At 45.7% G+C, this 21,786-nt stretch carries 22 protein-coding genes; 10 read left to right on the forward strand and 12 right to left on the reverse strand.

The features are described 5' to 3' along the window. Window positions 1-86 precede the first annotated feature (86 nt). Window positions 87-2,714: a WD40 repeat domain-containing protein gene (locus tag H6F44_RS18160; RefSeq protein ID WP_242016639.1), complete on the forward strand. Its 2,628-nt coding sequence runs from the start codon at window positions 87-89 to the stop codon at window positions 2,712-2,714. Here H6F44_RS18160 and H6F44_RS18165 read toward each other — a convergent pair. Beyond that, complete coding sequence (locus H6F44_RS18165; protein ID WP_190352445.1) at window positions 2,707-3,597, reverse strand: hypothetical protein; 891 nt, start codon at window positions 3,595-3,597, stop codon at window positions 2,707-2,709. The genes H6F44_RS18160 and H6F44_RS18165 overlap by 8 nt on opposite strands. A gap of 291 nt (window positions 3,598-3,888) precedes the next feature. On the opposite strand from H6F44_RS18165, the gene argZ reads away from it, so the two are divergent. Then, complete coding sequence (gene argZ, locus H6F44_RS18170; protein ID WP_190352446.1) at window positions 3,889-6,000, forward strand: bifunctional arginine dihydrolase/ornithine cyclodeaminase; 2,112 nt, start codon at window positions 3,889-3,891, stop codon at window positions 5,998-6,000. A gap of 297 nt (window positions 6,001-6,297) precedes the next feature. Here argZ and H6F44_RS18175 read toward each other — a convergent pair whose 3' ends face one another. Genes H6F44_RS18175 through H6F44_RS18200 form a run of 6 tightly spaced genes read right to left on the reverse strand, consistent with a single transcriptional unit; the run spans window position 6,298 to window position 9,841 of the window. After that, window positions 6,298-7,041: a DUF4040 domain-containing protein gene (locus H6F44_RS18175; protein ID WP_190352447.1), complete on the reverse strand. Its 744-nt coding sequence runs from the start codon at window positions 7,039-7,041 to the stop codon at window positions 6,298-6,300. A 51-nt stretch (window positions 7,042-7,092) separates the two neighbouring features. Beyond that, a complete protein-coding gene (locus H6F44_RS18180; protein ID WP_190352448.1) occupies window positions 7,093-7,380 on the reverse strand; it encodes a monovalent cation/H(+) antiporter subunit G in 288 nt (95 codons plus the stop codon). Next, window positions 7,373-7,666: a hypothetical protein gene (locus H6F44_RS18185; RefSeq protein WP_190352449.1), complete on the reverse strand. Its 294-nt coding sequence runs from the start codon at window positions 7,664-7,666 to the stop codon at window positions 7,373-7,375. Before H6F44_RS18185 ends, H6F44_RS18180 begins: the two co-directional genes overlap by 8 nt. Beyond that, window positions 7,663-8,058, reverse strand: coding sequence for a Na+/H+ antiporter subunit E (locus tag H6F44_RS18190; RefSeq protein ID WP_190352450.1), 396 nt, complete (start codon window positions 8,056-8,058; stop codon window positions 7,663-7,665). Before H6F44_RS18190 ends, H6F44_RS18185 begins: the two co-directional genes overlap by 4 nt. After that, the gene (locus H6F44_RS18195) at window positions 8,055-9,497 is read right to left on the reverse strand and encodes a cation:proton antiporter (protein ID WP_190352451.1); all 1,443 of its coding nucleotides are present in this window, start codon (window positions 9,495-9,497) and stop codon (window positions 8,055-8,057) included. The genes H6F44_RS18190 and H6F44_RS18195 overlap by 4 nt, the downstream gene beginning before the upstream one ends. Then, on the reverse strand, window positions 9,494-9,841 hold the full coding sequence (locus H6F44_RS18200) for an NADH-quinone oxidoreductase subunit K (RefSeq protein WP_190352452.1): 348 nt from the start codon (window positions 9,839-9,841) through the stop codon (window positions 9,494-9,496). Before H6F44_RS18200 ends, H6F44_RS18195 begins: the two co-directional genes overlap by 4 nt. A gap of 235 nt (window positions 9,842-10,076) precedes the next feature. Between H6F44_RS18200 and H6F44_RS18205 the strand changes: the two genes are divergently transcribed. Together H6F44_RS18205 and H6F44_RS18210 are read left to right on the forward strand one after the other, a co-directional pair. Beyond that, window positions 10,077-10,541: a YbjN domain-containing protein gene (locus tag H6F44_RS18205; RefSeq protein WP_190352453.1), complete on the forward strand. Its 465-nt coding sequence runs from the start codon at window positions 10,077-10,079 to the stop codon at window positions 10,539-10,541. Window positions 10,542-10,671: 130 nt separating this feature from the next. Continuing rightward, window positions 10,672-11,385, forward strand: coding sequence for a lipoate--protein ligase family protein (locus H6F44_RS18210; RefSeq protein ID WP_190352454.1), 714 nt, complete (start codon window positions 10,672-10,674; stop codon window positions 11,383-11,385). On the opposite strand, the gene H6F44_RS18215 is transcribed toward H6F44_RS18210, so the two are convergent. Then, entirely contained in the window at window positions 11,341-11,952 is a 612-nt protein-coding gene (locus H6F44_RS18215) for a pseudouridine synthase (protein WP_190352455.1), read from the reverse strand. The two genes, H6F44_RS18210 and H6F44_RS18215, sit on opposite strands and share 45 nt — an antisense overlap. A gap of 192 nt (window positions 11,953-12,144) precedes the next feature. On the opposite strand from H6F44_RS18215, the gene H6F44_RS18220 reads away from it, so the two are divergent. Beyond that, window positions 12,145-13,245: a Gfo/Idh/MocA family protein gene (locus tag H6F44_RS18220; RefSeq protein ID WP_190352456.1), complete on the forward strand. Its 1,101-nt coding sequence runs from the start codon at window positions 12,145-12,147 to the stop codon at window positions 13,243-13,245. Window positions 13,246-13,367: 122 nt separating this feature from the next. On the opposite strand, the gene aspS is transcribed toward H6F44_RS18220, so the two are convergent. Further along, window positions 13,368-15,164: an aspartate--tRNA ligase gene (aspS, locus tag H6F44_RS18225; RefSeq protein WP_190352463.1), complete on the reverse strand. Its 1,797-nt coding sequence runs from the start codon at window positions 15,162-15,164 to the stop codon at window positions 13,368-13,370. Window positions 15,165-15,392: 228 nt separating this feature from the next. Here aspS and H6F44_RS18230 point away from each other — a divergent pair, with 228 nt between their 5' ends. Then, on the forward strand, window positions 15,393-15,998 hold the full coding sequence (locus tag H6F44_RS18230; protein ID WP_190352457.1) for a hypothetical protein: 606 nt from the start codon (window positions 15,393-15,395) through the stop codon (window positions 15,996-15,998). 67 nt (window positions 15,999-16,065) lie between these two features. Here the strand turns inward: H6F44_RS18230 and H6F44_RS18235 are convergent, their stop codons facing one another. Next, window positions 16,066-16,905, reverse strand: coding sequence for a Cof-type HAD-IIB family hydrolase (locus H6F44_RS18235; RefSeq protein ID WP_190352458.1), 840 nt, complete (start codon window positions 16,903-16,905; stop codon window positions 16,066-16,068). Window positions 16,906-17,028: 123 nt separating this feature from the next. Further along, the gene (locus tag H6F44_RS18240) at window positions 17,029-17,928 is read right to left on the reverse strand and encodes a Sll0314/Alr1548 family TPR repeat-containing protein (protein ID WP_242016640.1); all 900 of its coding nucleotides are present in this window, start codon (window positions 17,926-17,928) and stop codon (window positions 17,029-17,031) included. 536 nt (window positions 17,929-18,464) lie between these two features. Here H6F44_RS18240 and petJ point away from each other — a divergent pair. The 4 genes from petJ (at window position 18,465) to H6F44_RS18260 (ending at window position 21,291) form a co-directional block, all read left to right on the forward strand. Further along, the gene (petJ, locus tag H6F44_RS18245) at window positions 18,465-18,800 is read left to right on the forward strand and encodes a cytochrome c6 PetJ (protein ID WP_190352464.1); all 336 of its coding nucleotides are present in this window, start codon (window positions 18,465-18,467) and stop codon (window positions 18,798-18,800) included. A gap of 131 nt (window positions 18,801-18,931) precedes the next feature. Beyond that, window positions 18,932-19,630 (forward strand): superoxide dismutase family protein, encoded by a 699-nt coding sequence (locus H6F44_RS18250; protein ID WP_190352460.1) that lies wholly within the window; start codon window positions 18,932-18,934, stop codon window positions 19,628-19,630. 2 nt (window positions 19,631-19,632) lie between these two features. Beyond that, window positions 19,633-20,094 carry a hypothetical protein gene (locus H6F44_RS18255; protein ID WP_190352461.1) on the forward strand — a complete coding sequence of 154 codons (462 nt, stop codon included), beginning with the start codon at window positions 19,633-19,635 and terminating at the stop codon, window positions 20,092-20,094. Between the two features lie 3 nt (window positions 20,095-20,097). Next, entirely contained in the window at window positions 20,098-21,291 is a 1,194-nt protein-coding gene (locus tag H6F44_RS18260) for an urease accessory protein UreH domain-containing protein (RefSeq protein ID WP_190352462.1), read from the forward strand. A 29-nt stretch (window positions 21,292-21,320) separates the two neighbouring features. On the opposite strand, the gene clpS is transcribed toward H6F44_RS18260, so the two are convergent. After that, a complete protein-coding gene (gene clpS, locus H6F44_RS18265) occupies window positions 21,321-21,629 on the reverse strand; it encodes an ATP-dependent Clp protease adapter ClpS (protein ID WP_190352465.1) in 309 nt (102 codons plus the stop codon). Window positions 21,630-21,786 lie beyond the last annotated feature (157 nt).

A 21,786-nucleotide genomic window follows, 5' to 3' on the forward strand; every position in this document is an offset into this window, starting at 1 on the left:
TCCCTGTTAGATTTAGACCTTACTTCGATTAAATTACACCCTAATTTCCACAAGCTTTGCTCTTACGGCTCTATCTCTGACCAATTTTGTCCGTAGTATTGTTATATGAGGCGACTAGTCCTGACGGTGAGGACTTTGGTAGGGCTGGGGATGATGCCGTTTCGCCCCTATGTAAAGCAATCATTGAACTTACTAAATATGGAGCCGCCGACATCCTTGATGGTTTAAAGGTTGCCCTTGATAAATTTTCGGGCAAATCGATCCCCGATGATGATGTGTCGATCGTGGTGATCAAGGTTCAGAGCAAAATAAGTTTTTCGGAAATTGCCAACTGTCCTTATTTAGAAGCATTGCAGGCATGGCAGCGATCGGAGGAAACCGATGAATCGGCATTGTTGCGGGGGACGCGACTTACTGAGGCGATCGCTTGGGCAGATACTCAGGCGGATTTGCCCAAGGCAGATCGGGACTTTCTGGAAGCTTCGAGCCGTATCAATGAACGGGAACAGCTAATTTCTGCGCGGGCTGCTGATGCCGATCGCCTTGAAAAACTGAGTGAGGAGCTAGAAAAGAGCCTTGATGCCGAGCGTCGCCAAAGGGTAGTGGCAGAGATGGGGGAAATTAATGAGAAAATTGTTGCCCTAACGATTTCTTCAGAAGCATTATATTTATCCAACAATCACATTGAAGCAATGATTGCAGGGGTGATCGGTGGTGTACAACTCAAGCGTTTAACCACACAGGTCGATGCAGCAGCCCTTGAAAACTTGCGAGCAAATACACAAATTCGGGCGATCACTGCCCTAGAGCAGGTAATCTATGGAACCCATGAATATAACCGCCTTGAAGGACATGGCTTTTGGGTAAATAAGGTTTGCTATTCCCGTGACGGTCAATTTATTGCCACCGCCAGTAGCGATCGCACGATTAAAATTTGGAATACTTCAGGGGTTCTGCTGCAAACTATAGTAGGACATACAAACTGGGTTACTTGTGTCGCCTTTAGTCCTGATGGAAAATTGTTAGTATCGGGCAGTCGCGACAACATCATTAAACTATGGCAACGTAATTCGGAAACAGAGGATTTTCAGCCACAACCGATCGCCAACCTTAAGGGGCATGATGGACCGATCTTAGATATTTGCTTTAGCCATGACGGCGAGATGATCGCTTCTGCCAGCGAGGACACCACCGTTAAGTTATGGAAAAGTGATGGCACTGCCATTAGAACATTGCGCGGCGGACACGATCGCTGGGTCACTTGTGTTGCGTTTCACCCCAATAGCAAATCCCTTGTTTCGGGCAGTGCTGACCGCAATTTGATCATTTGGAATACGATGGGTGTGGCGATGCGTCACCTGCGTGGTCACGATAGCTTTGTCGAAAGTGTTGCCTATGCCCCTAATGGCTTGGCGATCGTTTCTGGTAGCCGCGATCGCACTGTCAAAATGTGGGGAACTGATGGTGTCCTACTCAAAACTTTCTATGGTCACACCGACAAAGTGTGGAGTGTTGCCTTTAGCCATGATAACCACACCATTGCCTCCGCAGGGTTTGATCGTAGCATTCGCATTTGGGATATTGAACAGGGCTTAATCTCCACCTTTCAAGGACATGGCGATGTTGTTCATAGCATTGCCTTTAGTCCCGATGGCAAAAATATTGCTTCTGCCAGTCGTGATACCACCGTGAAATTATGGGTAATTCGCGGAACCCCCCTACGCACCCTGATGGGACATACCGATGAAATTATGGCGATCGCCATTAGTCCCAACTCCAAATTTTTAGCATCCACCTGTAAAGACAAAACCGTTAATCTCTGGAATGCTAACGGAACTCTGCAAACCATCCTTGAAGGGCATAATGACAAAGTAAATAGCGTTGCCTTTAGTCCTGATAGCTCAACGATACTCACTGCCGCCGCCGATGCCAGCATCAAAATCTGGTCAACCGAAGGCAATTTAATTGATACAATTAGCGCCCACCGTGCCGAAATCTATAAAGTTGTCTATCGCTGTGATGGTCAAGTCTTTGCGTCCTGTAGTGCTGATAGCACGGTGAGGGTCTGGAGTGCCGATGGTAAATGGTTACAAACCCTCTCAGGTCACACAGGCGAAGTTTACAGTATAGACTTTAGTCCTGATGGCAGTATGTTGGCATCCGCTAGCAAAGACAAAATGGTGAATCTTTGGAGTTGGGATGGTCAGTTGCTAGGCACGCTCGATGGACATAGCGCCGAGGTATATACAGTGTGTTTTAACCCTAACGGCACAATGATCGCCACTGGCAGTATGGATCAGAGCGTGAAGCTCTGGAGTATCGAAGGTCAACTCATTAAGACCCTAAACGGTCATAGTGCCGAAGTGACCAGTGTTTGCTTTAGTCCTGATGGCAAGTCCATTGTCTCCGCCAGCGAGGATTCCACAATTCAATTTTGGAGTGGCGATGGTACTTTACTCCGTACCTTCAATGGTCATCAGGGGCCAGTTCGTAGTGTTTGTTTTAGCCCCAATGGCAAAATTCTGGTTTCCGCAGGTGAAGATCACAAAATTATTATGTGGAACCTTGACCTTGAAAATCTACTCATGCGCGGTTGTCAATGGTTGCAAGAATATTTACGCACCAATATCAATGTGTCAGAAGAAGACAAACGCACTTGTTTAGGTGGATGTGGTTGGCTCTATAAATATCTCAAATCTACTCCCCCTAGTTAGCGATCGCCTTCTGTTTTTTGACGGGCGCAGGTATGAGGGTGATCACGTCATAGATGGTATCGTCACTGTCTGCTAGGGCAATGAGATCCTCATCTAGCGTGATCGCCTCTGGCTTGCCAACATCCTCAAACATAGCGCTACAGTTCCAATTGCTCATAATCGTAATGTCATCACTATCTATCCCCTTCAATAAAATTACTGACTGTGGTATCGGTTGACTGGCTAAAAGTGACGGCACAATCTCACTAACTTGATCCAGCAAGGACGATCGCATTTCAGAATCGGCAATATTCGTAGCAGTGTTTATAGCAATATTTTTTGGGGTAAGGTGAGTCCATCTGACAACTGCCTCTTTGCCTCTCAGAGCGGGCTTTGCACCAGCGATCGCGGTCTGAGCCGAGACAATTTCATAGATCAGGGTTTGGGTTGGTGCAGGTATCGCTGAAGCAGTTTCCGAATTCTTAGACTTAGCTCCTGAAGCAGAGGGCATATAGGCTTCATAGCTATCAAGATCTTGCCATTGAGAAAGGGCAATTACCTTGTTCCCATTTTGGCTTTGGAGTAAAGCAAACCCCTTAAACCCAAGGGCTTTTTTCATAGGCTTATTGCTGACTTTCAATGACTTTACTAAAGTCTTTTGGGTTGCATAGGAACTCTCATAAATCGCAGCTACCTCCACAATGTCATCAGTGGACTCAAATGCCAGCGAACTCATGAATTTGCCAGCTTGGACAGGCATAGCAAAGTTGAGCAGAATAACACAGGCTAGGCTACAAGTTACTAGCAATTTTAGCCAATTTACCCAAGCCATTGAGCAAGTCCGCACCAGTTCCACAAATATACTCAAACCTCTAGCTTGTAAACTTAACTGTTGGTTACGCATCGCCACTTTTGACTTAATTCGGTTTAATTGGATCAATATCAACAAAATATAGCGCTTTGTGCTGTTGTCAAACTCAAGAAATGTCAAACTCAAGAAATTTTAAGCGCAAAGCAATGCCGCAAAATTGGCGATCGCTACATTATCAGGGGATGATAACTTTTACCTGTGTATGTGAATGAATTTATTGGGTATGATTAAAGATTGACGTATTTGTGCTTTTGATAGATTAGCCAAAATGTCAAACATTTATGTGCCGAACTTGGCAACTTCCCCAATTATTCACTCTTATCTATGACTTCCCCACTGAATTATCTGATGTGTGCGCCCGATCACTACGATGTGGACTATGTGATCAATCCTTGGATGGAGGGTAACGTTCACAAATCAAGCCGCGATCGCGCTGTGGAACAATGGCAAAAGCTCTATGGAGTCCTCAAAAATCTCGTTAACGTTGAACTTGTAACCCCTGAAAAGGGCTGGCCAGATATGGTATTTACCGCCAATGCGGGTTTAGTTTTGGGCGATAAAGCGGTATTGAGTCGGTTTCTGCACAAAGAACGCCAAGGCGAAGAACCCTATTTCAAAGCTTGGTTTGAGTCTAAAGGTTTTACCGTTTATGAGTTACCCAAGGATTTACCCTTTGAAGGGGCGGGTGACGCATTGTTTGATCGCAATGGTGGTTGGTTATGGGCGGGCTATGGCTTCCGTTCTGAGCTTGACGCTCACCCCTATCTCGCTAAATGGCTAGATGTTGAAGTTCTCTCCCTGCGTTTAATTGACAATCGCTTTTACCATCTCGACACCTGCTTCTGTCCTTTGACGGGTGGATATCTGCTCTATTATCCTCCTGCTTTTGACTCCTATTCCAATCGTTTGATCGAAATGCGCGTTCCTGTGGAAAAGCGGATTGTGATCGAAGAGGCGGATGCAGTCAATTTTGCTTGCAATGCGGTTAATGTCGATCGCCATGTGGTGATGAACAAAATCAGCGATCGCCTCAAGCAGCAAATCACTAATTGCGGATTTAATGTGATTGAAACTCCCCTTACCGAGTTTCTCAAAGCGGGTGGAGCGGCTAAATGTCTGACCTTGCGAACTGTGGAAGTTCCTGTGGGTGAGTCGGTGGCAGTGGCGGAACCCAGTGGGGTTGAAGCTAGAATTGTGGAACTCACAGGACATTTATTAGATTCGGGCATCATTAACCGTGCTCTCGATCTGGTTACTGACAATGGCGGTAGTTTCCAAGTCTTAGAATTTAATCTCGGCGAACAACGCCAAAGTACATCCTTAGCACGTATCCGCATTTCCGCGCCATCCCATGACCTTATGGAAACGATCATGGGTGAGTTGATTGAAATTGGGGCAGTATTACAGGATCGTGATACCTGTGCGGCAAACCTAGAGCCAGTTTTACAGGATGGCGTTGCCCCTGACGACTTCTATGTGACCACAATCTATCCCACCGATGCCTGTGTGGATGGCGAATGGATTCGTTGTGCTAATCAACGTATGGATGCAGCGATCGCCATTAGCCCCGATGGTAAAACCGCTACCTGTAAGCTATTGCGCGATTTAGTCGTGGGCGATCGCGTAGTAGTTGGCTATGACGGCGTGCGAACGGTGCGGAAACCTGAAGCTAGAGAAAATTCCAAAAAAGAAGAGTTCTCATTCATGGGTGCGGGTGTGTCCAGTGAACGGCGCGTGGAATTAGTGGTGGAACAAATTGCTTGGGAACTGCGCCAAATTCGCGATCGCGGCGGCAAATTAGTTGTCTCCTGTGGTCCTGTGGTTGTGCATACGGGTGGTGCGCCCCACTTGGCTTATTTGATCCGTGAAGGCTATGTGCAGTCGATGCTCGGCGGCAATGCGATCGCCGTCCATGACATGGAACAAGCCTGTATGGGAACTTCCCTCGGTGTTGACCTCAAGCGCGGCATTAGCGTCAAAGGCGGACATCGCCATCACCTCAAAGTGATCAATTCTGTGCGTCGTTATGGCAATATCCATAATGCAGTAAAAGCGGGATTTGTGAAAACAGGAGTGATGTACGAATGTGTCACCAACAATATTCCCTTTGTTCTAGCAGGTTCCATTCGAGATGATGGTCCCTTGCCTGACACAGTTATGGATTTACTAGAGGCACAACGCCTCTATAGCGAACAAATTCGCGGCGCAGATATGATCCTGATGTTGTCATCAATGCTGCATTCCATCGGTGTGGGCAATATGACCCCTGCGGGTGTGAAGATGGTTTGTGTGGATATCAATCCTGCGGTAGTCACCAAACTTTCTGATCGCGGTTCCGTTGAGTCCGTTGGTGTTGTCACTGATGTCGGCTTATTCCTCAGCTTGCTAGTGCAGCAATTGAAAAAGCTGGATAGTCCTGTGGCGATCGCGGCTTAAAACTCCAGCAAGGAAAAGTGCAAACCACTCAAAGGAGCCACAAGGGAAGGTTTTGAAAGCGTTGCAAAGCAGTGCTTTCAAAACTTTTTCTTGGTTTGGGTTTGAACACAAAGCGCTGTAGGTATAGAAAGTTCGCTTTGACTAAAGACTCTTATACCTGATTGACTGACAGATCTCCCACAAAAGCGGGCAGGATGCCCGCGCTACAGGGATTTTGAATTTGTTTGTGTAGGTCAGACATCTTGTCTGACAAGGATTACAAACACTTTTGACAGTCAATCAGCTCTCATGCACTTTTCATGCACTTTGATTAGCAGGACTTTCTGCTCCCCATTTGTCGTAATCAGTCCCTTGGACATTGACTAATTGAGAATTAGCCAAAACTGGATCTGCTTGCATAATCTCATAAAGTCGATTGAGACGCACTTTGATCTGGTAAGCTTTGCTTTCAATAATTGCTTCACCATTGACTTCAATATCTTCCTGCCCTCCAAGATTAGAGGTTTTGGTAAATGTCTTAGGACTATACAAAGTAGCATGAACATTGCGATCAACTAACGCTTGTTCTAGTTCTAATACATTGCCATAGGGCACTAATTCTACCCGCATATAATGTTTGCTGAAAGTATTCTTAATAGCATCTATGAGTTTGTTAAAGTCTAGATCGTGGTAATTACGATCTGTAGCTGCGGTTTCAGCAATTTGTACCGATCGCTCCTGCCCCTCAGAGTCAGTAAGCCTATCTATTTCTTCTTCTAAATCATGGGCGATCGCCATATTCTCGATCACCCCCAAGCGCAAGACCAAAGAGGCTCTCACTGCCACAGCATAAAGCATTGTCGCTAAGAAAGAGCCGACTAGAGCTTCTGTCAATGCGACATCGGCTGCTCCCAAAATCGTGTAGATTAATGCTGACATTGCGCCCAATATGCCCCGAAGGACTAGAGCATTATAAGGGTTAGCTTGAGATACTAACATTAATGCAGATACGGGTAACAGCAACGAAATCGCATAGACATAACCATCGTAATTACCAATCATTTACGGCTCCAAACTTAACGAGAATTTATTAATACCAAATGAAGAATAAGATTATCTTTTCCTAGTTGTGCTGCTAGAGCAGTATGCCAACACATAGCACAGCATCGTATTCCATAAGGCTAGGGAAATAATTGCCAAAATCAATAATGGTAGCTCTTTGGGGCGGAGTAAGACCAAGCCGAATATGATCGCAATCGAGCCAAGGGTATCCGATACGGAAAGACTATGAAGTTTGAAAAGTACCGATCGCCTAGTCACTAGTGCAGAGGTTCCCCAAAACCAAAAGAAGATCCCACTGAAAATACAAAGGTAGCTGAGAATATGCGCGAAATCAGTCATTTTTATACTCTCCTATACGTCTAATAATGTGCGCTAAAAGCATAAATCCTGCATTACCCACACTCAATATAATCACGCCCACCACACCGAGCATCCAGTCATCGCGCAACACCGCAATTACTAAAATCATCACTGCGGATTTAGCCGCAATACTGGAAAAAGCAAGCATGATTTCCCAAGTATCATCACTGTATTTCCAAGCCTCGTAGAGAGGAATTAGTAAAGATATCACCATCGCGCCCACGAAAAAATTCAAGACAGAACTAGGAGATAAATCAATATTCATGGATTTTGCCTCTTCGAGATGCGCCGTACTACGCGATGGATGTCATACCAACCATCTTGACGATGCTTTAACACAATGGTTTTCGGCGTGAATGTGATCAAGAAAATATCTAAGAATACTAGCGCCGCCGATCGCCGATTTTGGGCTTCTTCCATAGTTACTTCTTCGTGGTTGTGGGGTTGCCAGATCATCGCGATCGCCTCGATATAGGCTTGAGGAACCGCAACTATAATTCTCTGGATGCCCTGCACAACATCTTTAATCCGAAAGGATTCGGTATGGTAATGGGGCATGAGTAAACAGATGCTGATACCGATGATGATATTGGTAATAGTAAAATTTGCGGTTAATAAAAACCAAATCACGATTCGTAAAATAAATTGTCCAATCATGATATTGCCATCCAGAACAGTAGAATTAACATCAGGCTCATAACACCAATTAGATTCTCAAAATCCTCTAACAATGGGGGCAATTTGACTGCAACACGTTTAAAAATTAGCCAATATGCAAGCCAACCGATCGCGATTGTTGCCAGAGGTTTGATGGCATTTTCCAGAGTATAGGCTTCATAATAAACGACATTTGCCACAAATAAGCCGCCCAATAAAATAGCGATCGCTACCCAAAAATCAGTTTTGCTCTTAGCAGATTGCGCCTCAACTGCTGACTGATGGGGCAGAAAAATAAATTTTGCAAAGGCGATCGTTGTTCCCACCGCCGCCACATTCATACCCACATCTTGCCAAGACAAAACATTTTTGAGAGTCAATATTTTTGCGCCAAATCCCGCTAGCATGGGAAATCCTGAAATCGAGAAACCCGCAATCACAAGGGCAATCCAAATATTTGTGGGCATCGATTGTGTTTGCAGTTCCCTAAAATTGCGGCTAGGTAATTTACTTACTGTCAAAAATAATGAGGCTTTCACTAATCCGTGAGTGAGCGCATAAAATCCACCGACTGCGGGCGCAGCTAAGATAAAACCCATCTGAGAAACCGTAGAAAAGGCTAATAGCCTCTTAGTATCTTTTTCAAATACCGCAAAGCTCACCCCTAACAGAGCCGTACTGACCCCAAAGATCCGCACAATCGGATCAATTTCCTCGAGCAATAGAGCGCATCGCAACAAGGGCAAAACTCCTGCTTTGACCACCACACCCGACATTAGCGCCGAGACAGGCGACTCCGATTCAGCATGGGTCAAGGGCAGCCATAGACCTGATATAAAGATGCCGCCTTTTGCTAATAGCCCTAAAAATATCAAAGCGATCGCTTCGGGAGGTGAGACTCGCAGTCCGCTAAAAGTAAAGGAATGGGTGGCTTTATATACCAACACTGCGCCAATTAAATAAAACAACATGGCAACATTGCTAACAAATAAATAGCGCAAACCAATCCAAATGGAGCGATCGCTACGGGGATAGGCAATCAATAAAAAGCTGGCAATGCTAATTACTTCTAGAGCCACATATAAGCTGATGAAATCAGAGCAGGCAAAAGCCGCATTGATACTGCCATGCAGCAATATGACCTGAGCATAAAAAAAGGCGTTGCGATCGCTACGCCAGCAGTAAATAATCACTGCCGCCGTGACCAGCGCATTGGTCAAGATAAAAAATCCTGCCAAGGGATCAAGAACTAAGGTCACACCAAAGTTATCGAGCAGTTGTAAATTGATCGGCGTTTGCTGAACAAACAACGGAATTACATACAATGCTGAGGCAACTGCCCCAAACAGTGCCAAGTAGCGATCGCCCTTTGGCAGTAGATAAATAATGAATCCCACCAAAAACGGCAAGGCAATCCAGATCAAAGTTAGGGTAATCATGACAAATCGCCCTTCTCGATCTCATTAATCTCTAATGTGGGGTGATTCCGCGCTAATTTGATCACACCCACTAGCATCAGCGACTGAATCGAAAAGCCAATCACGATCGCCGTCAAAATTACCGCCTGCGGCACTGGGTCAGCAAAATTATCCCTAGGGACATCACCAATGATGGGTGTAAATACGCCGCCTCGTGAGGCAATCACCACAAAATAGGCGATTACGCCCGTACTCATCACATCCATAGACATAACTTTCATGAACAAGTTTTTCTTAAGAATAATTCCCAAAAAACCACAGAGTATTGTTATTAAGACAAAGGTTTCTAATATATTAATTGGCATGAATTAACAATCATAACTACTAGATACAAGCTTACAGCGCTTTGCGCTGACTTAAAACCCAGAGAGTCTTTTGAAAGGTATGCTTCGCATACCTTTCAAAAAATTCTCTGTACTACTTAACGCCTCAATAGTTGGTCTTGTCTCAAGAGCATCTAGATAAGGATATTTAAGCGATCTCTATACTTTATCCAAAATCGCTGTAAACTATTGGCAGATAGTAACTAGATATTTCACTATGACCTTGGCAACAGAATCAGCAGCAACACCTGTGGAAACCGAATCTAGTTTTGCACCCCCTGCCAATCAGATTGTGCAAACCATTCAGACTGTAATCGGCAGCATGGATGCCGATAATTCAGCCCTCGAAAACCAAACCCACGACACTTGGAAATTTCAGTATGGGACTGTAGAAGTGATCGTTAGTATCACGGGCATGGAGCCAACGGATACTTTTACTGTTTTTGCGGTGGTTTTAAATGCGCCTTTTAAGGATGAGCTAAAGCTTAGCCGTTGGCTGTTAGAAAAAAATGCCACTGATACTTTTGAAGCAAGGTATGCCATCCAAAACGATCAGGTGTTGGTATTAGCATCTCGTTCTGTTGAAGATCTTTCGCCTGCGGAAATCTCGCGCATTATTACTATTGTTGCAGCGATCGCTGATGATAATGATGAGTTCCTTAAAGAGAACTTTAGTGCTTAATTTTCAGCACAAATAGGACTTGTACAAATAAAACCTACATAAAATAGACAAAGGCAGGAGCAGTTTATAAACTGCTCCTGCTTTTTGTGTCACAGTCCTTGGAAACCCGTAATATTCAAAAAAAGGCTCTATGAATAGAGAATGGCAGCTACTGCCCTATGCTGAGGGATCGGGGCAGCAACATATGGATTTCGATAATCACTTATTAGATTGCCATAGCCGCGATCCTGCCTATCCGTCAGTTTTGCGGTTCTATCGCTGGACACCGCCAGCAATATCCCTCGGCTTCCATCAAAAAACTTATCCCGATCGCTGGCAAGCGATCGCCGCAATCCATAATCTGGATATTGTGCGCCGCCCTAGTGGTGGTCGCGCCGTTTTGCATTGGGGCGATCTTACCTATGCCATAGTTACCGATGCTAGCGGGGATGGTAATGCGCGATCGCGGCAAATTTATGAACATCTATGTGGTTTTTTGATACAGGGTTTTGCGGCGCTTGGTTTGGAATTAGGTTATGGCAAAGCGGGGCGTGGCTATATTCACAATCCCAGTTGTTTTTCCACTGCCACCAATGCCGATTTGGTAATTGCCGATGGACGCAAATTGATCGGCAGCGCTCAAGTCTATCGCCGCAACTCTGTATTGCAACATGGCTCCATAGCGATCGCGCCAAATCATGATTTGTTAAGGGAAATATTTGGTGCAACCGTGCCAGTCGTGGGTTATCAAGAGCTAATCACGGAAGTTCACGAGTCTAATAATTCTATGAATGACATAATTGCTAACATCGTGACGGCATTAACGCAGGCGGCGCGGCAACACTTTCAAACGCAATTGTTGTAACTCCAGTTCGTGCAGATCGCGCCATTGCCCAACCTCTAAACTAGGTTCTAAATTTTGCAGATGCAAGGTGGCGATCGCTACCCGCACCAGCCGTAAAGTGGGAAACCCAACGGCGGCGGTCATTTTCCGTACCTGTCGATTTTTCCCTTCTGTTAAGGTAATCTCTAGCCATGTGGTGGGAATGGTTGCCCGAAAGCGGATTGGGGGAATGCGTGGGGGCATAATTGGCTGCGGCTCTAACAATTTGGCAATCGCAGGTTTAGTGCGCTCTCCTTGAATGATCACCCCTGCCGCCAGTTTTGCCAAAGCTTGGCGATCGGGAATGCCTTCTACCTGTACCCAATAGGTGCGAGGATGGGCAAATTGCGGATCGATGAGACGATGCTTAAACCCGCCATCATTAGTCAATAGCAATAGTCCTTCACTATCAAAATCTAAGCGCCCAATGGAGTACACCTCTGGAATGTCGATATAGTCCTTGAGGGTTGGGCGTGGGGGTTGGCGCTCATCGCTAAACTGACAGAGAACACCATAGGGTTTATAAAATAAGATATATCGATAAGACAAAATTTTTGTACAGAGCGATCGCCATCTACGGTATCTTATACCAAAACAAGAAATAGCTAAGCCATTTTTTGTTTTGAAAAACCTTACTGGGTTTGGGTTTCAATTCACAAAATTGTATTCACACCTTGGTAAGTTGGTGTAGCACCAACTTACCGCAATTGCCTAGCCGCCAAATTGAACTCAATAAAATCTATGTCAAAAATTGGTATTGGTATCATCGGTACTGGGTTTGGGCAGATTATTCATATTCCTGCATTTCAACTCCATCCCGAAGCAGAAGTAGTGGCGATCTATCACCGCGACCCTCTCAAAGCCAGAGAGATTGCTGATAAATATGGAATTGACCATGCTTGCGATCGCCTAGAAGACTTGCTCGCACTGCCCACAGTCCAAGCCGTAGCCATTTCCACCCCACCAAGTCTGCACTATGCCCAAGCCAAAGCCGCGATCGTGGCGGGTAAACATATTTTGTTAGAAAAGCCTGTGACTATGAATGTGCAGGAAGCGATCGAGCTATATCAACTCGCGCTACAACAAAACATTGTTACGGCTACGGATTTTGAATTTCGCTATGTACCACAATGGCAATATCTCAAACATCTTCTAGCTCATAATTATATTGGAAAAAAACGCTTAGTAACCATTGAATGGTTGGTGCAAGGACGCGCTAATCCTAACCGCATCTGGAATTGGTACAGTCAAAAGGAATTTGGTGGGGGCGCATTAGGAGCGATCGGCTCCCACACCTTCGACTATGTGCGTTGGCTGTTTGGGGACATCAAAAGTCTTTGCGGACAACTCAGTACGGGCATTCATGCACGTCCCGATGCCAATGGCAATCTGCGTAATGTCGATAGTGATGACACCTGTAATATTCTTTTAGAACTTGCTGATGGGACACCTTGTAATATTGCTTTGAGTACTGTCACCCATCGCGGACGCGGACATTGGATATCGGTCTATGGAGCTGATGGAACTTTAGTTTTGGGTAGTTCTAATCAATCTGATTATGTACATGGATTTAGCTTGCGTCATGGCAAACTCGATCGCCCAGAAATGGAACTCATACCCATTCCTCCCGAATATGAATTACCCCAAACCTACAGCGATGGACGCTTAGCCCCCGTTCTTGCCCTAAGCGATCGCTGGATCAAATCTATTCAATCTGAACAAACGATGTTGCCTAGCTTGTATGAGGGGGTATGGTCACAGTTGCTGATGGATTTAACAAGGGAATCCCATGAGTTGAGAAGATGGATAGATATACCTGAATTGGTGCTGCATAAAGAATAGCCAAGCAGGACAACCACAGGGGGATTGCCCCTACCTGAACAATTCATATTTTGTGGGGGCTGTGCCTCCTGCCAGCCCGAAACCTTAGTAACGCAGGAATTCTATCTGCGTAAGGTAAGTTTCTAATTGTTTTTCGCAGCAGGCAATGATACCCTGACGTGCAACTCCTTGAGTTGGGAATCATCTACACCCGATGGCGCATCGGTGAGCAGGTCACGGGCTTGTTGGGTTTTAGGGAAAGCGATTACATCACGGATGGAATCGGCTCCTGCAATCAACATGACGAGGCGATCAAGTCCAAATGCCAAACCACCGTGGGGCGGTGTGCCATATTCAAAGGCTTCTAGCAAAAATCCAAATTTATCCTTTGCCTGTTCTGGCGTAAGCCCGATCGCGGCAAATACCTTTTCTTGTACTTCACGCTGATGGATACGAATACTGCCGCCGCCGATCTCAGTGCCATTGAGAACGAGGTCATAGGCTTGAGCGATCGTTTGCACATCAATGGGCTGACCATTGGCGATATCAGCAGATCTAGGGGAAGTAAAGGGATGGTGCAATGCTTCTAAACGTTTCTCATCGGCATTCCATTCAAACATCGGGAAGTCGGTAATCCAGACAAAGTTCAATTTGGCGTGATCGATCAATCCCAACTCATGACCAAGGGCAAGACGGAGGCGATAGAGCGACTCATTCACGATCGCCTTGTCGCCAGCGCCGAAGAGCAGGATTGTGCCTGCGGTTGCGCCTGTGCGGGTAAGCAATTCCTGTTTCACTTCTTCAGTGAGGCTGTCTTTAAGAGCGCCGATGGTGTCAATCACGCCGCCTTCACGGACGCGAATAAATGCTAATCCCTTTGCACCATATTGGGCAACCAGATTTGCTAAGTCGCCCCCTGGTTTAATGCGGGTGTTGGAGATTGCCTCATCACCGCCGATTACGGGTAAAACCTTGATGATACCGCCATTGGCAACGGTGCTGGCAAATACTTTAAAGCCTGAATTGGCAAATAGGTCGGTCACATTGACCAGTTCCATGCCAAATCTAGTATCGGGGCGATCGCAGCCATAGCGCTCCATCGATTCCGCATAGGTGATGCGGGGGAAGTTACCTAATTCTATGCCTTTAACGGCTTTGAAAATATAGCGAATCAAATTTTCATTCAATTCCATAATTTCATCTTGAGCCATGAAACTCATTTCCATGTCCAATTGCGTAAATTCTGGCTGGCGATCAGCGCGAAGGTCTTCATCGCGAAAGCATCGGGCAATTTGATAATAGCGATCGCAGCCGCCCACCATTAACAACTGCTTGAATAATTGGGGTGATTGGGGCAGGGCATACCATTGTCCAGCGCTAACACGGCTAGGCACGAGATAATCCCTTGCTCCTTCAGGGGTAGAGCGGCAAAGAATAGGGGTTTCCACTTCCATAAAACCATATTCATCCTCAAGGAAGCGGCGGATTGATTTGACGACTTCAAAGCGCAACTTGAGGTTTTGGGACAGGCGATCGCCACGCATATCCAGATAACGATATTTGAGGCGCAATTCTTCCTTGACCGTATCTGCCTCGGAAACTAAGAATGGCAAAGGCTTGTTAACCGCATTTAATAATTCGATTGCCTCCGCATAAATTTCCACTTCGCCAGTGGCAAGTTTAGGGTTAAGGGATTCTTCGGGACGTTGAGAAACCTTGCCTGTAATCCTGACCACGTACTCATTTCGCAACTCGCCTGCTTGGTCATAGGATGTGGGTGTACGCTGGGGATCGCTGACGATTTGAATAATGCCAGTGCGATCGCGCAAATCTAGAAATATTACCCCACCATGATCCCTTCTGCGATCTATCCAACCGCACAGGCTAACGGTTTGTCCAATCTGTTCGGCGCTAAGACGACCGCAATAGTTGCTACGCATCATGATGTTGTTGGCGAAACTTTAATGAAAAAGTAAGTACTGTAATTTTGACCGTCTTTGATTATACACTTTGGCAGATCCAAATCCTTGCCGTGCATAATTCGTTGATGGCGCTTTATATACGCTTTATATACAAAGAGTTAATGTGGCTTTCACCATTGCCGCAGTTAGCGATTAACCATATTATCAACGAAAATTATCAACGAATTTATTTACAATAAGAGGTTTATGGTAGTCAAAATTGGCAAGATCGCAATTGGCTTGCGGTTGTTTATCTCCCTAATCGCGATCGCCATCACCTATGGTTATATTGGCATTGAGCTATATCAAGTCATACGTTTAAATGACTATGCGATCGCTGCCTATATGATTTTGCTAGCGATATTAGGAATTGTGGCAATTCCTCAAAGCCTTGGTGGATTGCTAGCAGCGATCGCTGCCATTGTTACTGTATATTTCAAATCCAATCTTAATTACAGCCTGATTACTGCTTGTGTGTGCTTAGGGCTATATTTTGCCAATTTCAACGATCTGCGGTACGAAGCTCAAACCGACAAAAAACTATCGATTTGGGAAATTATAGCCACCATGATCACGATCGCCATCACGATCCAAGGCACAATCCTCATTTCCTCAAAGCCCATCACTTGGTTGATCAGTGCCGCCATTGGAGCGATCGCTGCTGCTATTACTCTCGTTGGTAAACAACTGCTCGATACAGATCTGCCATCTCCAACCATCTGGAAAATATTCGCGATTGTTACAGGTGGCAGTATGGCGATCGGGTTCGTGATTAGATGGATTTTTCCTGTCACGCGGGTTATCACCTATTGACATCATCTTGATATCATCGCGATCGCCCCATACCGCCGTACTCAGATAGCGCTCTCCTATTAAGGCTTTAGCTATTAAGGACAAATTTAGCGATCGCCGCCGCGACACCATCTTCCTCAACCCTCGGCGCGATCCAATCGGCTAGGGGCTTCATTCCCTCTGCACCATTACCCATCACCACGCCAATACCCGCATACTCGATCATTTCTAAATCGTTAAAATTGTCACCGATCGCCATCACTTGAGAACGATCAAATCCCAAAATATTCTCAGCAAGATGTTTTACGGCAGTGCCTTTATTGGCGATCGGATTAGTGGCTTCAAAAAAAGTTGCTACCGACTTGGTGAGATATAGCTGCTGCGGCGTATATTTATCCTTCAGCACTCGCAGCATCTCGGTGATTAGTTCGGCGCGATCGCTCAATGCCAAAATTTTTGTAGGCGGCTGTCCCGTATTACCAGTCAAAAATTCCCGCAGATCGCCCACCACCTGCACATCCACCTTAGAACGATCAGCATAGATAGCAGTCTGCTCTGTCATTTGCCTGACGTAAAGTTGATCGTCAATATAAATATGAATCGAAAGATTCTCGTTAGTTGCAAACTCACCCAAATCATCTAAAAGCGATAGTGCTTGCTCGATCGCCACAGGCCAATGTCCTACTAATTCATTGGTGCGAGGATCTTTGATAAAAGCACCCTGATAAGAGATCAAGGGCATATCGGAGCCGATCGCCTCATGGAACCGCAAAGCCGACCGATACATCCTGCCTGTGGCGATCGCCACTTTTACACCTTTTGCCTGAGCTTCAGCGATCGCCTGTTTCACTGCGTCATTGACCTGATTGGCATCGCCACTAATTGTGCCATCAATATCCACCACGATCAGCTTAATATCTTGCGCCATAAGTTTGGGGTTACACTTTTGATTTGCACATTGATTTGCACATTTGCTTGCAGTATACAGCGCTTTCCCGCAATAAAAAAGCGCGGCTAAGCCACGCTTTTATTTAAAATTTTTATCTTAATATTATTTGCTTTCAGCGCATTGTACGCCGCCCGATAGGTTGCGGCATTGATCGCGAATCTCTTGCAGCAAAGTGGGACTCAATTGCTTTGCCTTTTTCAAGGCTAACTCAAACTGTACCTTAGCTTCAGGCATACTTTTACCGCCCTGCATCCAGAGAATTTGTCCCTTGAGATAGTTCAAATCAGGATTATTTGGTGCAGCAGCGATCGCTTTATTGACCGCATCGAGGGCAAGCTCAGGGCGGCGGGCATCACGATAGGCAAGGGCAATGCCGCGCCATTTGAGATAGTCGGGGGCAGCATATTGACGCAAGCTAGACAGCGCTGATTCTAGATCCGACAGAGGCAATACCGAAGCGATCAGCATATCGATATAGCCCTTAATCAAGTTCAATTCAGGATCGGCAGGATCGATATCTTGAGCTTTTTTGATGCTATCAAAGACATTTTGAACCAATGGCAAAGCCCTCGGCGCACTAGATAAACCCTCAGACTTAACGATATACCCTGCTTCGATCAAGTCACTAGCCGCTAGATATAAGTAGGCGCGTAAGTTGTCCCTGCCCCTTAGCGCTTCGGCATTGGCTCGTACTCTTTTGCCATAGACCTGCATTCCCAAATAGTCATCTTGAGCATAGGCAGTGGAAGCTTTGAGGGCGTGGACTAATGGCTCATTAGCTTCGGTTTTGAGAGCGATATCCAACTGTTTAACTGCCGCGGTATAGTTCCCATCTTTGAACATTAGTTCAAATGCTTTTTGGGTTTCTGTGCCGATCGCCCTTGCATTTTTTGACCGAAAGGGATCGGCGGCGAAGCTAGGCATGGCTGTAGCGGCGGTGACTAAAAGCGCCAAAACAGATGCTGAAACAGATGTAAATGAAAGTTTTACAAGGCTTTTCATATATTTCCCCAAGGTTAGCGGGTTTGGCAAGATTTGGCAAAGTGCGGGTTTATCGAACTTAGCCAAGCCTTGTTACAAAATTGTTCAATGTTGCTAGTTTGCAAGACGAGTCTATCCCATAAATAGTTTCTGGGCGCAAGCCTTGTCAGACAAGATGTCTGACCTCCAAAGACAGAATCCTTGTGGAACGGGCATCTTGCCCGTTTATGGTTAAGATTTGTCAGTCAATCAGGGCATGAAGTGTTACGGATCAGATTTGAAAAGTGGCGCATTCTCAACTTTATCTAGTCTTTATCTAGTTTTTAAGTTAGCGCAAACTGTTGTCCTAGTTGTGACTCAGATAGATGTTTGACGACTTGTCTTTTGACTACTAATACAAATACCGTCATGATAGCCGCAGACTAAAATTTAACTCGACTTAGCGGCTCACGCCGCGTGGGGCAGCAGCTAACGCTTTGCCCTTATTTTTGTGAAGTTTCGTTTCTATTTTGCATAAATAAAAAACTATGAATATCAAACTAATTGGTTCACGCTTCATGTCTGTTTTGATGGCTTGCTTGGCTTCTTTGACCGCGATCGCCTTATTTAGTCAGTCTCCTGCCTTTGCCGATGGCGGTGAAGGGGCAAGGATTTTTAATGGTAACTGTGCAGCTTGCCATGCAGGTGGTCTAAATCGGGTAGTTGCTGCTAAAACTTTGAAAATTGATGCTTTACGAAAGTACAAGATGGATTCTGTTGATGCCATTACTAAGCAGGTGACAAAGGGTAAGGGAGCAATGCCTGCCTTTGGCAAAAAACTTACTGCTGATGAAATTAATGCGGTTGCAAATTATGTCCTTGAAAGAGCCGAACAAGGGTGGCAAAAGGCTTAAGCCGCTAGGTAATAATCAGAACTTCAATACAACCTGTTGATGCTTTGAGTAGTGCAAAAATATTTTTGAGAGCGTTGCTCTGCGCCGCTCTCAAAAATATTTTTGGGTTTTAAGTAAGCGCAAAGCGCTGTATGAATTTGATTACGATGAACAACCAACATTTGAATTTAGGGATGAATTTAGGGATGAATTTAAGAACAGTTTTGGGTAAAATTTGGACAACGCGATCGCTTGTGTTCCTTTCCTGTTATGCTTTTGTTCCTTTTATTGTTCCCTTTACAGTGATGGTGTCGCCAGATCGAGCGATCGCTTCAGAAAAATTATCCAGTGCGATATCGCGCATTTTTGATGCTAAAGGTGAGCTTGTGGGGGTTGCCACCTTTTTGCAAACGAATATGGGTGTACAGGTGAGCCTCCAAGTCCGCAACCTCGCCAAGGGAGAGCATATGGTACATATTCATGAAATTGGCAAATGTGATGCTCCCGATTTCAGTACCTCTGGTCGCCATTTTGATCCGCAGGGGATTCATACCGATGGCAAGCGATCGCCCCATCTGCACCACAAACATGAAATGCCGAAAGTTCCTAAGCAGGATGCTCACTCAGCCCATACCCCTGCGGGTGACTTACCGAATATGATGGTGATGCCCAATGGCGCTGGCAGTTTAGTCGCCATGTTGCCTAACCTGACTCTGGGTATAGGCACAAACTCTTTGCTTAAGCAGGGCGGTACATCGATCCTGATCCATGCGGGTGCAAATGGCAAATCCACGATTCCCAATGTGGATTACAAAACTCGCATTGCTTGTGGCGTGATTCAGGCTCAATAATTATGTATTGGTTCTTAAATTTGGCGATCGCTGTTGAAACCCATTCCCAGTCGCCCAAATTCCATTTGGCGCAAGCCCCGATCAAAATTGCCCATGAAGTGAAGGTAGATGATGAGATCGGCGGCACGATTCATATCGACCCCTATGATCGCCCGATCGCTGGCAAAAAGTCACGGGTGTGGATTGCCCTCACTAGGCGCGGCGGCGAAATCGTTCCCTATAGCAGTTGCAATTGCCAAATGGAAATTCAATCTCTAAGCGATCGCAATCTTAAATTTACACCCGATCGTTCTTTCTCATTTTTAGATCGATTCTTAGAGCAGTTTTTAGGGTTGCCTAGCGTTAGTGTCGTTTTTCCACAGGTGGGCAGATACGCCTTAAAGCTAACAGGCACTGCCAAGAATGGTAGCGACTTTCAACCCTTTGAGTTGGTATTCACAACTAATGTCAGTCGAGGATCTTGATATATGTTAGATCTTTGGCTCGTGGCGGCTTTAGGGTTTTTAGGCAGCTTTGGTCATTGCGTGGGAATGTGTGGCGCTTTGACCGTGGCTTTTTCCCTATCTAATGCTAAATCTGATGCTAAAGATGCGCCATCGCGCCACTGGCGGCAACATTTATATTTCCATACCTTACTTAATTTAGGCAGAATTCTTAGCTATGCGATCGCAGGGGCTGGCATTGGCGCGATCGGCTCGGTGCTGGCGGCAGGTGGACATTTAGCAGGGTTAGAAAGCGATTTGCGGCGCTGGTTGGCGATCGCCACAGGTCTACTATTAGTCTGGATGGGCATTGTCCAGATTAACCCCACATTGCCGCCGATCCCCCTGCTCAATCCTATGGCTCAAGCGGCTCTGCACCAACGCCTCAGCGCTGCTATGGTCAAGTTATCCTTAAGTCCCCATCCCTTAACCCCCGCAATTTTAGGAATTGTTTGGGGTCTGATTCCCTGTGGATTTCTTTACACCGCTCAAATTAAGGCTGCGGAAACTGGTGATATGACTCAGGGGGCGCTGACGATGCTCTGTTTTGGTTTGGGAACTCTGCCGTCAATGGTGGGCATTGGTGTATTTTCGAGCCTGCTCAGCCGCGATCGCCGCAGTCAGTTATTTCAACTTGGCGGCTGGATTACTCTGACCATTGGCATCCTCACGATTGTGCGGACTAGCGACATGGTGGACTATACAGGACATAGCAGCTTGATTTTATTGGTGTTGGCTCTGGCAGCAAGACCCTTGAGCCAAATTTTTAAGTTCTGGTTACCCCTCAAAACCTACCGCCGTGCGATCGGTGTAGGCGCATTTGTGCTTGCCCTCGCCCATGCTTTTCACAAAATCGAACATACAGTGCAATGGAATCTTGATGCCTTTGCCTTTATGATTCCGCAGCATCAGATTTCCCTATGGTTGGGGGCGATCGCGATCGCCTTGATGACCCCTGCGGCGCTGACCAGTTCCGATTGGATGGTGCAACGATTGGGTAAATATTGGCGACCCCTGCATTTACTCTCAATTCCCGCCCTAGTCTTAGCCTCTATGCACACGATCGCGATCGGCTCTAATTACCTTGGTGTAATGGAATGGAGTGTAAAAAACTGGATTTTGACAGGGCTATGTGGTGGGATTACCCTAGCGACCATCGCATTGAGACTCAAAAAATAAGTAGCAATAACACTCATCTTCTAGGCTTCCTATTCTGGCTCTAATGGAGCCATCGTTAGCCCAGCTTGTTTCAACTGAGCATGGTATAGCTCAGCCTGCTCCATCGGCCCCACCCAAACGATCGCCAAACCTTGATAATGCACCTGATTAGTTAATTCCCATGCCAATTCTTCATTCATGTTGGGAATGTATTTCATTAAACAATCAGCTACATGATCAAAGGTATTAAAATCATCGTCTAAAACAATGACCTTATACTTGGGATAAGGCTTGCGTATAATCTCTTTTACGGTGTCCTTAACCTTTTCAGGAGTTTGTACGGCAGCAAATATAGTCATCATAGCCATGATTTTCTAGTAGTAAACGCTTTGTTATCAGAAAAATGGGTTTAAACCCCCGTGCTTCCAGCACGGCTTTATATTAGAATAGCAAGTGAGTTACAGGTTGAAACACCGCCAGCATAAGCCCGACAAATTTGGCTCGACTAGGAAAGAT

Origin of the sequence: Pseudanabaena cinerea FACHB-1277 (assembly GCF_014696345.1) — a bacterium.
Classification (GTDB): Bacteria; Cyanobacteriota; Cyanobacteriia; order Pseudanabaenales; family Pseudanabaenaceae; genus Pseudanabaena; species Pseudanabaena cinerea.